An 11,901-nucleotide genomic window follows, 5' to 3' on the forward strand; every position below is an offset into this window, starting at 1 on the left:
TGCATGAACAATCCCTTTTTGGTCACTTACATTGTTTACAATACCCATAAATTTCGAATTTATGATCGACGACTTCAAAATCAGGGTCGAGCGTCTCGACGTAGCGCATCGGACAGAGTTCGAGCAACTTCGTCTTGCCACAACCTCGACAAATGAGATGGTGATGGTGATGATTCGATCCGCAGGTGACACGGAACGCTTTTTCTCCGTTCAACTCGGTCGACTCGAGCAGACCTTCTTCGGCGAACGATTTCAAGTTGCGGTACACCGTGTCAAAACTCATCGTCGGATGCTTTGAGCGCATATAATCGAGGACGTCTTTCGCACTGACATAGCGTTCTTCCGCTGCGAGAAAGGCAAACATCTCGATCCGTTTCGGCGTCACTTTGAGCGACGAGGACTGCAAGCGGGCCAACTGTTCAGTTTCCTTCATAGCGAACCTCCTTTTTCCGAGCGATCCCGAATCGCTCGGCCAACATGACGACGGCCAAAATCAAGACGGCGAGCAAAACAATGACACCGCCTGGGGCGACATCAAGTTCATAGGCGAGCACGAGCCCACCGATTGTCGCAACCTCACCGAAGACGATCGACCAAAGAATCGTCTGTTTAAAGCTGTTTGTGAACCGGAGTGCAGCCGCGACCGGCAGCGTAATGAGACTCGATACGAGAAGCGTACCGACGATGCGCATGCTGACGGCGATGACGAGTGCGACGACGAACATGAACAACACATGCAGCATCGTGCTCGGCAAGCCGGACACTTTGGCTTGTTCCTCATCGAACGACAAGAACAACAGCTGTTTATAAAACATGACGATGACGAGCAAGGTGATACCGGCCACCGCCAAAATCAACCAAATATCCGACAGACTGACCGCCGAAATCGATCCGAACAACAGCGTCGACAAATCAATTGAAAATCCACGCGATAGCGAAATGAAGATGGCACTAAGCCCCATCCCCGCCGACATCATAATGGGAATCGACAACTCTTGGAAGTGCACATATTTCCCGCGAAGCCAGTTCAGCCCGAGTGCTGCGAGGACGGATACGAGCGTCCCGAGGTAAAGCGGGTTCAACTCGTTGAACAGTAAAACGTACTGTCCGAGAAATAGACTGAACGATATTCCGGCAAGCGTCATGTGGGACAGCGCGTCGGCAATCAAGCTCATCCGTCTGACGACGACAAATGAGCCGATGAGCGGAGCGGTGAACCCGATGACGACGGCTGCGATGAACGCATAACGTAAAAAGCTGTACGTAAACAGATCCGCAATCATGACGTACCTTCATGGACGAGCACTTTGACCGGATATGGCTTGATCGCGGTCAATTCGCCGAGTTCACTATATTCTTTCAATCCACAGTTGCACGCCATCCGTCCGTGGTCGAGATGGACGACTTTCGTGACGAGGTCGGTGACGACGTTCAAGTCATGGGTGACCAGAATGAACGTACATGTCGTATGTTCACGCAACAGATGAAGCACTTCGTAGAAGTCGCGCAAATGCTTCTGGTCGACGCCGACCGTCGGCTCATCCAAGATCAGCAGGTCCGGCTGATTGACGATGGCCCGGGCGATAAAGACGCGCTGTTGTTGCCCACCAGACAAGCTACCGATCTTCCGATGCCGGAACTGCCACATGTTGACTGTCTCAAGGGCATTTTGAATGGCCGCCTTATCCTCGATGTTCAAACGCTTGAACAAACCAAGCCGTCCATAGCGGCCCATGGCCACGACTTCTTCGACCGTCACCGGAAAACCCGAGTTAAACGATGCCGCTTTTTGGGAAACGTAACTGATACGGGACTTGTCTTTGAACTGGCCTTGAGGGCGTCCAAACAGTTCCACTGTCCCGGTTTGTGGGGATAACAGTCCGAGAATCGTTCGAATCAATGTCGATTTCCCGGATCCGTTCTCCCCGACGACAGCAACGAAGTCGCCTTGTTTGATATCGATGGACACGTCCTGTAGCGCGGCGGTCCCATCGTAGTGATAGGAAACATGATTTAATTTTACGACGGATGTCGTCATAAGCTACCCTTCTCTCGTGTTATAAATCGTAATCATTTCTACTTGCTTGGCGTCTGTATTATACAGAATATCAGGCGAGGCTTCAAGTATGAGGCGATGAGAGAGGATGGTCGGTCCGTCCGTATGAAATGCATATGTCTTTTCAGGATCTTCGTTGTACACTAGAGATAACGCAGAGGGGGTTTTTCCGTGGAGAAAAAGCTAGCAGTCATCGATATCGGATCGAACTCGATTCGAAACGTCATCTTTGAAGTGAACGGGCACGGCCAATATTTCGAACGACTGAACGTAAAAGAAGTGGCCCGGTTATCGAGTCATATTACCGACGACAATGAACTGTCCGATTCCGGCATCGAGGCGCTCATCGAGACGCTCAACCATTTCCGCTGGTTGAACGATCATCATGGAGTGAAAGAAGTACTGCCGGTCGCGACAGCCGCCATCCGTAACGCCAGCAATTCTGATGCCATTTTAGAAGAAGTGCGACAAGCGACAGGGATGGAGATTCGACTGTTGAGCGATTATGAAGAAGCCTTTTACGGCTATTCGGCCATCGTCAATTCGACGTATATCGAGGATGGCTATTCGGTCGACATCGGCGGCGGTTCGATGGAAGTGACGTACTTCAAAGACCGTGAACTCGTCTTCTATCATAGTTTTCCGTTCGGTGCCGTCACGTTGACCGAAGACTTCATGAAAGGCGACACGCTCTCAAAAGACGAGCGCAAGCAACTGACGTCGTTTTTGAAGAAGTCGTTCAAAGACATCGACTGGCTCGTGCCGCATGGCATTCCGCTCGTCGGAGTCGGAGGAACCGCTCGAAACCTCGTCCGGGTCGAACAGTCGCTGTCATTGTTCCCGCTCGAAGGCATCCACCAATACACGATCGGGGCCGACCGCTTGCATGACGTCGTCGATGAGCTCATCGATATGTCGAGTAAACAGTTGGGCCGGCTTGACGGGTTGTCGAAAGACCGAATCGATATCATCGCCCCGGCCGTGACCGCCATCGATGAACTGGCGAAATATTTGAAAGTGCCCGAGTTCATGATGAGCAACAACGGTCTGCGCGAGGGCTTATTCTACGAATATTACTTAAAAGAAAACAACCGTGTCCGCTTCGGCGACGTCAAAGAGGAAAGTTTCCGTCACTTCGAGAAACAGTATGACGTCGACCCAATCCGGCACAAACATTTGATTCACTTGGCCCGTCAAATTTATACCGGCCTGATCGAGACGAAGACGATCAAACCGAAACCGTTCGAACCCGGCCTGTTAGAAGGGGCCTGTCGTCTCGCCTACGTCGGGGAATATATCGACCATAACAACAAGAGTGATCACACGTTCCACTTGATCACGACGAACGACTTTAAAGGGATGAACAATGAGGACCGGCTCGCTCTCGCCTTGGTGACGTCATATAAATCGCGCCGCCTGCTCGAACAACACATCGAGGGCTTCCCGGAATGGTTCGACTCGAAGATGTTGAAGAGCTTAGAGCTGCTCGGCTCAATCGTCAAACTCGTCGACGCGCTCGACTTGACCGAACGTCAAGTCGTCGAGGACATCGACGTCTCTGCGACGGACGAGGGACTCGTCTTGACACTTCATACGCACAGCTCGCCGCGTTTTGAAGTCCAGCGCGGCATCCGTCATAAAAAACATTTGGAACGTGCCATCGACCAAACCATCGAGTTACGTGTAGAGGAGAGAGATTCATGACCATCTACTTACCCGAACATTTCAATAACCGCGAGCTCAGTTGGCTGAGCTTCAACGAACGCGTCCTCCAAGAAGCGATGGACGAACGCAACCCGCTCATGGAACGGTTGAAGTTTCTCGGCATCTTCAGCTCGAACCTCGACGAGTTTTACATGGTCCGTTTCGGCGGATTGAAAGATGAAGTGCTCGCCGGCTTCAACCGTCCGGAAGACAAGGCCGGATTGACACCGAAACAGCAAATCAAAGCCATCTCTATCAAAGCTCAGGAACTCGTGGAGGTCCAGTACGCGACATATAAGAAAATCGTCAAACAGCTCGCCTCGGAGAACGTCCGCTTCCTACGCCCGAAACATTTGAACAAAGAACAGCTCGACTTCGTCAAGTTATACTTCCGGACCCACGTCTTCCCGGTGTTGACGCCGATTGCCGTCGACGCTTATCGACCGTTCCCGATGCTGTTGTCCAAATCACTCAATATCGCCGTCGAGATCGCCTCGACCGATGAAGGCAAAAAACGGCTCGCCCTCGTCCAGGTACCGGCCGTGTTGCCGCGTTATCTCGAATTGCCAACAGAGGACGAGGACCATACCGATTTGATGTTGCTCGAGGACGTCATCATCCAGTTCATCGACTCGCTGTTCAAAGGTTTTGAAGTCGAGTCGACGATGCCGTTCCGGATCACACGGAACGCGGATATGCCGTTCCATGAGGAAGGAAGCCGCGACGTCCTTAAACAGATTGAAAAAGAGTTGAAGAAACGGCGTTATGGTGTCGCGATACGCCTTGAGGTTCAGCAACGGTCGCTCAGTAAAGAGCTATTGTTCATGCTTCAAGACGTGCTCGACTTGCATGACCGCGACATCTTCCTCGTCGACGGCCCGATCGATTTGACGTTCCTGTTTGGGGTGTATAACAAGATTGGTATCGAATACGATGACATGATCAATGAGACGCTCATCCCGTTCGTCCCAGAAGGACTCGAGCCGGGGAAAGACTTGTTCCAAGCGTTACTCAAACGCGACTATTTGCTCCACCACCCGTACCATTCGTTCGACCCGATCGTCCGCTTCATCGCCCAAGCCGCCAAAGACCCGAACGTGCTTGCCATCAAGCAGACGCTCTATCGTGTCTCCGGCGACTCACCGATTATCAAGGCGTTGACCGACGCCGCCGAGAGCGGGAAACAAGTGACCGTTCTCGTCGAATTGAAGGCACGGTTCGACGAGGAGAAGAACATCCAATGGGCGAAACAGCTCGAGAAGGCCGGCGCCCACGTCATTTATGGCTATAAGGAGTTGAAGACACACTCGAAGATCACGCTCGTCGTCCGCATCTTAGAAGGCGGGGTGCTGCAGCGGTTCGTTCATCTCGGTACCGGCAACTATAACGACTCGACCGCCAAACTGTACACAGACATCGGTTTGTTGACGACAAATGAAGAACTCGCTGAAGATGCGACCAACTTCTTCAACTGGCTCTCCGGTTACGGCGAACGCCCGTCATGGCACAAGTTCGAGACGTCACCGGACGACATGCACGACTTCTTCCTTCAAAAGATTGACGAAGAGATTAAACTGCATGAGAAATACGGGAACGGCCGCATCGTCGCCAAGATGAACTCAATCACCGACAAGCCAATCATCACAAAACTGTATGATGCCTCGCAGGCCGGGGTCAAAATCGATTTGATTATCCGTGGCATCTGTTGTTTACGTCCCGGGATCAAGGGCATCTCGGATAATATCCGCGTCGTGTCCATCATCGACCGGTATTTGGAGCACTCGCGCATCTTCTACTTCTATCAAAACGGGAAAGAAGACTTGTATTGCTCATCGGCCGACTGGATGACGCGCAACATGCGCAAACGGATCGAGATCCTCTTCCCGATTCTTGACGCGGGACACAAGTCATACATCAAAGATATGCTCGCGCTGCAACTCGTCGATAACGTGAAAGCGAGAATCCAGCGTGCTGACGGCAGTTACGTCTATTTGAAACAAGAGGCCGGACAAGAGCGCATCCAATCACAAATCATCATCCATCAATACACGGGCGGACGTTGGAACAACATTCCGAGCGTGTTTGAGCGCGAACCGTCGAACTGGGCCGAACGGGAAGTCCTCCGCTTGCGAGCCGAAAACGAGAAAATGACAGATGACTGATGTTAGACTTCTCAAACGAGAATGAACATTGTATAATGAACTCGGTTACCTGTTAGTTAAGCGTTTTCATTTCGATTATGGAGGAATCATTCATGCAAGAAATCCTATTGTCATTGCTCGCTGGTCTCATTTGTGGCATGATTTTCACGGCCTTGAAGTTGCCGCTCCCTGCCCCGCCGGTCTTACCGGGCGTCATCGGCATCTTCGGTGTGTTTCTTGGGATGAAAGTATATCAATTCGCACTCGCGAACTGGCCCTTTTAATTCAAAAAACGAAGCCCGCGGGCTTCGTTTTTTTATAGATCATAATGTCTCGCTTTGTGACACGTCGGGCAGAGCCACGTGCCACTCCCTGCTTCGAGATGATACTCCATCAAACGAATCCCGGTCGGCCCGAAACGGTTCATGTCATCCCCGCACGCTTCACAGATGGCCGTCGGGGCGAGCTGTGACACTGCCTGCTCTTCGGTCAAGTGAGCAGTGAACGTCTCCCGGGTCCACTTGGCAGACGGGACGCGGTACGCTTGCTCCCATTTGGTGCGGATGACGGCGTCCGTGTCTTCCTCGTACATACCTGATTGAAGCAACGGATGATGGAAATCAAGACCGACCACGTCGACGAGGCTATACGCCTTCGCCTCTGGCCCCGCCTCCGTCCGCCAATAGCGGTCGGCCGGGCGCTTGGTCATCTCGACGAGCATGACTTCGACTTCAGCCACGATCCCGTATCCGAGAATCTCAATCCAAGCTGTCCCCTCTCCGAGCCGGCCCTCCACATAGAACGGGCTCGCTTCCTGAAAGTAGATCGGGAGCGCGGACCAGACATCATACTCGTTCGGATCGATTCGGATGATGTTCATCTTATTGGTGCGCGAGCGTGAACTGTTCGCGCCATTCGGCATCGAACCGGTTCGCCCGGAACATCTCGATCTCTTGTTTGTATGGTGCCACTTTCGTCTTCTCACTGATTGGAATATACGGCGTCTCCAAAATTTTTGGCAAGTGGGTGAACGCCTCGTGGTGGATGATCCGGTTCAACGTGTCGAAGCCGATTTCGCCATAGCCGATATTCTCGTGACGGTCTTTTTTCGCGCCGCGCACGTTCTTCGAATCGTTGACGTGGATGACGCCGAGACGGTCCAGTCCGACGATTTGGTCGAACTGTTCAATGACACCGTCCAAATCGCCGACAAGGTCATAACCCGCGTCATGAACGTGACATGTGTCGAAACAGACCGAGAGCCGGTCGTTGTGCGTCACCCCGTCGATGATCGTTGCCAGTTCTTCGAACGTCTTGCCGAGTTCGCTGCCTTTTCCAGCCATCGTCTCAAGTGCGATTTTCACGGTCTCGTCACCGGTGAGCACCTCGTTCAAGCCTTCGATGATGCGGGCCAAGCCGACGTCTTCCCCTGCACCGACATGCGCGCCCGGGTGAAGGACGACGTGACGTGCGACTTGGAGCGCTTCGGCCCGTTTGATTTCGGCGGCCAAAAACGAGACGGCGAGTTCGAACGTCTCCGGTTTCGTCGTGTTGCCCAAGTTGATGATATACGGGGCATGGACGACGATCTCATCGATGTCGTGCGCCGCCATATGGGCGAGCGCCGCCTCGATATTCAAATCCTCGATTGGCTTGCGCCGTGTGTTTTGGGGCGCACCCGTATATACCATCATCGTGTTAGCGCCGTATGAGACGGCTTCTTCACTGCCAGCGAGCAACATTTTCTTACCGGATACAGAAACGTGGGAACCAATTTTTAACATAGTCATTTCTCCTTCATTCTCATCTGTCCTTAGTGTACACAAAAAGAAGAATCGACTCCACGAAGTCGATTCTTCTTTTGCTTAGCGTCGGTTCTTTTTACGAACTTCGCGACGTTCCTTACGTTGGCTCTGCATATGCTCACGTGAGGCCGTCTCTTTCAATTTATACTTGAACTTCTTCTTGTAACCAGGTTTGACCTTTTTCTTCGCCTTCTTGATTTCGCCCGCCATCCGGCTGTGCGCCGTTTGCGAGACTTTCATCTTCCGGTCGGTCGTGCGGCGTTTGCGTGTCTTGATCTCTTGAAGCGATCCGTTCTTCAAATCGACGTGCTTGAACGTGAATCCACGCTCTTCGAGTCGATTGATTGGACCGTTCTCGTGATCTTCATACAGCGTGTACGCTTCGCCAGTCTCACCAGCGCGGCCCGTCCGGCCGACACGGTGCGTATAGAAGTCGAGGTCTTTCGGAATGCCGAAGTTGATGATGTGCGACACACCTTTAATATCGATGCCGCGCGCCGCCAAGTCGGTAGCAATCACGAACTGATATTTCGCGTCGTTGATGTCTTTGATCGCTTGCTTCCGGCGACGGGCTTGCATATCCCCATGAAGCGTGCCGACGTTGAGTCCCGCCTCGCGGAACGACGTCTCCAACTCATCCGCATCTTGTTTCGTGTTCGTGAACACGAGACAGACGAACGGGTTGATCGCTTTTGCGATGTCGACCGTCAATGCCTTGCGGTCACGGTGACGGACCGGGATGACGTGATGCTTGATTTTCGGAACGACGCGGTGCTCTTCACTCGCTTCCGCATAACGCGGGTCATGCAAATATTTCTTCAAGAACGGTTGTAGCTTCTCAGGAATCGTCGCTGAGAAGACCATCGTTTGAAGTTTCTCTGGCAACGCCTGCGCGATGCGGTCGACTTCAGGCAAGAAGCCCATGTCGAGCATTTGGTCGGCTTCATCGACGACGAAATGCGTGACTTTGTGCGGGAATAACGCTTGGACTTTCATCAAGTCGAGTAGACGACCTGGTGTCCCGATGATCAGTTGTGGTGGGTTTTTCATCTTGTCGATTTGTCGTTCCCGGTCAGTTCCTCCGACAATCAGACTTGTTTTAATGTAGTCCGGCTGTTTGACGAGGAGCGTTTTCAACTCTTCGTGAATCTGCCATGCGAGTTCGCGCGTCGGTGCGACGACGATGGCTTGGACCGATTCTTCTTTCGGATCGATTGCTTCTAAAATAGGTAAGAGGAACGCAAGCGTCTTCCCCGTCCCGGTTTGTGATTTCCCAATGATATCGCGGCCATTCATCGCAGCCGGAATAATCCGGGCTTGAATGTCCGTCGGTACTGTGATGCGCTTTTCTGTCAAGGCATCGACGATAAACGGTAACAATTTGAACTGTTGGAAGCTGTTCAATCGATACACCTCCTGTTTCTTTCCACTTTTCCTAGCATAGCGGAATCTAATCATTTGTCAATTAATCTTTTGCGAGCCCTTCGTACAAATAGCTCGACGAATAGTAGTGTGACGCAATTTTCTTGCCGTTCAAATGATGTTCGAGCGCCTTGAATCCGACCTCGATCATTTCGTTCGGTGATTGGACGACGGTCGCATCGACTTTCCCGCTATGAATCAGCGGATAAATGCCGGTCACACCGTCGACCGATACGAGCGTTTTGTCACTGAGGCCATGGCTTTCGAGGGCCCGGACGACACCGAACGTATTGTCATCATTGTGAGAAAAGACGGCATCGAACGGAATACCGGCATCGAGCCACCGAGACATCTCGATCTCGGCTTGGAACGTGTCGTAATTACCCGTGATCGAGGCGACGACTTGCAGGTTGTCGTTGGCCTTGTCATATTCCGTCAACCCGAGGCTCCGATCGATCGTCGAACGGACTTTGGCGGTCCCTCTCACTTCGACGACACGAATCGGACGGTCGAGCCCGGCGTGTTGGGCGGCGATATGGTTCGCTGCCATCCGGCCGATCTCGACGTTATCGGACATGACCGACGTCAAGACGCTGTCATGGTCGATCATCCGATCGATGGCGATAATCGGAATACCCTCCCGTTCGGCCCGTTCGAGCGATGGTCGGATGAATGCTTCATCGAGCGTCGTCACGAAAATCGCTTCGACCCCGCGGTCGATCAGCGCGTCCAATTTTTCTTTCTCCAGGACACGGGAATCCTCACTCGTCGTCGGGACAGGGATAAAACCTTTTTGATTCGCCGTCCGGACGAACGCGGCCAACAGTTTATTGGCATGCTCATGCTTTTCACTGACGAATACGAAACCGACTTCATTATTTTCTCGCGCCCGTTCCGGTAATTGGATTGACGTAATCAATAGAATCGATAGCGCCCAGACGATCGGCAGCCAAAGCCAGTAATGTTTGAACCCTTTCGTCATGGGTGCGACCGCCTTGGGATTTTAATCATCATGGCCGTACCTTCTCCTTCAACACTTTCAATTTCCATGTGACCGTTCACGGCTTTCAAGTATTCCCGAATCATGTAGAGCCCTAAGCCGTTGCCGTTCTCTTTCGTTGTATAAAACGCGGACCCGACCGACTTGACTTGAGATTCGGTCATCCCGATCCCATTGTCTTCGATCAAGAAGCGGTAGTCCCGTTCCGTGAATTGAATCGTGACCGTCACGACGCCGTCGGCACCTTTCGTATCGACGGCCTCGACCGCGTTTTTGAACAAGTTATAGATGATTTGGACGAGCATGTCGTTCGAGCAGTAAAACGGCGGCATGTCGTTCGGGACGTTCAACTCCCAGTTCGTGACCCGCTTATAGCATTCGGCGTCGAGCAAGAATTCGAGGCGTTTCGCAAACTCGGTCATGTCGAGCCACTCTTCTTGTAGCTTCGCCTGGTCGGGCTTCGCGAGCGTGAGCATCGTCGTGATCAAATGGTTGGCCCGATCAAGTTCTGAAAGCGCGAGATCGAGCATGTCGCTACTACTGTGCCCTTCTTTCACCATCTGCAACGTGATTTGGACCGGCGTGAGCGGATTGCGAATCTCGTGGGCAATCCCTGCCGCGAGCTGTCCGAGCGAGGCGAGCTTCTCTTGCTGCAACAATAGTTGCTGTTGACTGAGCTGTTCGCGTCGGGCCGTCTCCATGCGGCGGGAATAATCGTTATACGTATCGAGCAACGTCTCGACTTCTTTGGAGCCGGTCCGTTCGAGTTGGATCGGTTCGAGTGACTGTTGTCGCTTAATATTTTGCACAAGTTCAAGCAGCGGACTTGTCAACGTCTTCGACAACAGTAGACCGACCATGATACTCAAGAAGAATGTCACGAGCGTAATCATCAAGTATTGCCAACGCGTCGCATACACCGCTTCGTAGACCGAATCGGTACTATGCTTTGCGAGGACGCTCCATCCGTTGACACGCGCATCGGGCTCAAACATGAGGACATCGTCTTTCGTACTGAACACCGAACGGACGTCGTAGGCGTCCGTCGCTTCGATGATGGACCGGGACAAACGCCGTTCTGCGTCCGTGACGAGATTGAACGAGGTCGACAATACTTCGCCCCGTTCATTCAACAAGTAGAGAATCATGTCATCATTCGCCGATTCAAGCATCCGACGATATAAATCGGAATTGAGCACGCTGATACTACCGCCGAACATCCCGACCATCCGGTTGTCTTCAAGCACCGGTACGTATAAATACGTCCCGACGTCACCCGAGATCGAAATCGGGTCACTCATAAACAAGTCGTTCCTGCCGCCGGTGAGCACCTCTTTAAATTTCGGATCACTCTTGAGCGTCAGCGCCGGTACTTGGCGTTGCGAGTACCACGTGAACGCATCGCCTTCTAAATCGTAATAAAAAATCGAGGTGAAGCTCGTCCGCTGATTCAAATAACCGGTGCGGATCCGCTCTTCGATATACGTCTCATTCCCGACGTAAGCACCGAGATAGACCAAGTCTTCGTATAGTTTACCGAGCCGCGTCTCCAGGTTTTCAATACTCCCGTCAATCGCGTAGTCGAATTGTTCTTTCGCCAGTTCTTCCGCGCGGGACACCGTCACGCGGTCGGCAGAGAAGGCTAATGAAGAGATGACAAGTCCTAGTATAATGAAGATAATGAATGTAATCTGAAAGAAGTACGATTTTCGAACTTCAAGCAATGTTCTTAGGCGTTCCACGGTGTCCCTCCTTTCTAACCTTAAGATTATA

11 protein-coding genes are annotated in these 11,901 nt (G+C 52.2%); 3 read left to right on the forward strand and 8 right to left on the reverse strand.

The features are described 5' to 3' along the window. Positions 1–22 precede the first annotated feature (22 nt). Genes KNP78_RS00760 through KNP78_RS00770 form a run of 3 tightly spaced genes read right to left on the reverse strand, consistent with a single transcriptional unit; the run spans position 23 to position 2,038 of the window. Entirely contained in the window at positions 23–433 is a 411-nt protein-coding gene (locus tag KNP78_RS00760) for a Fur family transcriptional regulator (RefSeq protein WP_214823126.1), read from the reverse strand. Then, the gene (locus KNP78_RS00765) at positions 420–1,283 is read right to left on the reverse strand and encodes a metal ABC transporter permease (protein WP_034778071.1); all 864 of its coding nucleotides are present in this window, start codon (positions 1,281–1,283) and stop codon (positions 420–422) included. Before KNP78_RS00765 ends, KNP78_RS00760 begins: the two co-directional genes overlap by 14 nt. Then, positions 1,280–2,038 (reverse strand): metal ABC transporter ATP-binding protein, encoded by a 759-nt coding sequence (locus KNP78_RS00770; protein WP_034778073.1) that lies wholly within the window; start codon positions 2,036–2,038, stop codon positions 1,280–1,282. Before KNP78_RS00770 ends, KNP78_RS00765 begins: the two co-directional genes overlap by 4 nt. Before the next feature lie 189 nt (positions 2,039–2,227). Here KNP78_RS00770 and KNP78_RS00775 point away from each other — a divergent pair, with 189 nt between their 5' ends. The 3 genes from KNP78_RS00775 (at position 2,228) to KNP78_RS00785 (ending at position 6,185) form a co-directional block, all read left to right on the forward strand. After that, the gene (locus KNP78_RS00775; protein WP_214823127.1) at positions 2,228–3,760 is read left to right on the forward strand and encodes a Ppx/GppA phosphatase family protein; all 1,533 of its coding nucleotides are present in this window, start codon (positions 2,228–2,230) and stop codon (positions 3,758–3,760) included. Further along, entirely contained in the window at positions 3,757–5,922 is a 2,166-nt protein-coding gene (locus KNP78_RS00780) for an RNA degradosome polyphosphate kinase (RefSeq protein WP_034778078.1), read from the forward strand. Before KNP78_RS00775 ends, KNP78_RS00780 begins: the two co-directional genes overlap by 4 nt. Before the next feature lie 92 nt (positions 5,923–6,014). Next, positions 6,015–6,185 (forward strand): DUF1427 family protein, encoded by a 171-nt coding sequence (locus tag KNP78_RS00785; protein ID WP_021065708.1) that lies wholly within the window; start codon positions 6,015–6,017, stop codon positions 6,183–6,185. Between the two features lie 32 nt (positions 6,186–6,217). On the opposite strand, the gene KNP78_RS00790 is transcribed toward KNP78_RS00785, so the two are convergent. From KNP78_RS00790 to KNP78_RS00810, 5 genes are all read right to left on the reverse strand, one after another. Continuing rightward, the gene (locus KNP78_RS00790) at positions 6,218–6,823 is read right to left on the reverse strand and encodes a hypothetical protein (protein WP_251128401.1); all 606 of its coding nucleotides are present in this window, start codon (positions 6,821–6,823) and stop codon (positions 6,218–6,220) included. Continuing rightward, on the reverse strand, positions 6,783–7,685 hold the full coding sequence (locus KNP78_RS00795) for a deoxyribonuclease IV (RefSeq protein ID WP_034778080.1): 903 nt from the start codon (positions 7,683–7,685) through the stop codon (positions 6,783–6,785). The genes KNP78_RS00790 and KNP78_RS00795 overlap by 41 nt, the downstream gene beginning before the upstream one ends. An 81-nt stretch (positions 7,686–7,766) precedes the next feature. Then, complete coding sequence (locus KNP78_RS00800; RefSeq protein ID WP_330857571.1) at positions 7,767–9,119, reverse strand: DEAD/DEAH box helicase; 1,353 nt, start codon at positions 9,117–9,119, stop codon at positions 7,767–7,769. 52 nt (positions 9,120–9,171) lie between these two features. Continuing rightward, positions 9,172–10,110 (reverse strand): sugar ABC transporter substrate-binding protein, encoded by a 939-nt coding sequence (locus tag KNP78_RS00805; RefSeq protein WP_034778085.1) that lies wholly within the window; start codon positions 10,108–10,110, stop codon positions 9,172–9,174. Continuing rightward, positions 10,107–11,870 carry an ATP-binding protein gene (locus KNP78_RS00810; RefSeq protein ID WP_214823128.1) on the reverse strand — a complete coding sequence of 588 codons (1,764 nt, stop codon included), beginning with the start codon at positions 11,868–11,870 and terminating at the stop codon, positions 10,107–10,109. The genes KNP78_RS00805 and KNP78_RS00810 overlap by 4 nt, the downstream gene beginning before the upstream one ends. Between the last annotated feature and the right edge of the window lie 31 nt (positions 11,871–11,901).

It is taken from the genome of Exiguobacterium sp. s28 (genome assembly GCF_018618135.1).
Lineage (GTDB): Bacteria > Bacillota > Bacilli > Exiguobacteriales > Exiguobacteriaceae > Exiguobacterium > Exiguobacterium mexicanum_A.

Bases quoted from the DNA above. Each gene is read 5' to 3' on its own strand.
- KNP78_RS00780 (WP_034778078.1), top strand. From the start codon at position 3,757: ATGACCATCTACTTACCCGAACATTTCAATAACCGCGAGCTCAGTTGG.
- KNP78_RS00795 (WP_034778080.1), bottom strand. From the start codon at position 7,685: ATGTTAAAAATTGGTTCCCACGTTTCTGTATCCGGTAAGAAAATGTTG.
- KNP78_RS00765 (WP_034778071.1), bottom strand. From the start codon at position 1,283: ATGATTGCGGATCTGTTTACGTACAGCTTTTTACGTTATGCGTTCATC.
- KNP78_RS00760 (WP_214823126.1), bottom strand. From the start codon at position 433: ATGAAGGAAACTGAACAGTTGGCCCGCTTGCAGTCCTCGTCGCTCAAA.
- KNP78_RS00790 (WP_251128401.1), bottom strand. From the start codon at position 6,823: ATGCCGAATGGCGCGAACAGTTCACGCTCGCGCACCAATAAGATGAAC.
- KNP78_RS00805 (WP_034778085.1), bottom strand. From the start codon at position 10,110: ATGACGAAAGGGTTCAAACATTACTGGCTTTGGCTGCCGATCGTCTGG.
- KNP78_RS00770 (WP_034778073.1), bottom strand. From the start codon at position 2,038: ATGACGACATCCGTCGTAAAATTAAATCATGTTTCCTATCACTACGAT.
- KNP78_RS00785 (WP_021065708.1), top strand. From the start codon at position 6,015: ATGCAAGAAATCCTATTGTCATTGCTCGCTGGTCTCATTTGTGGCATG.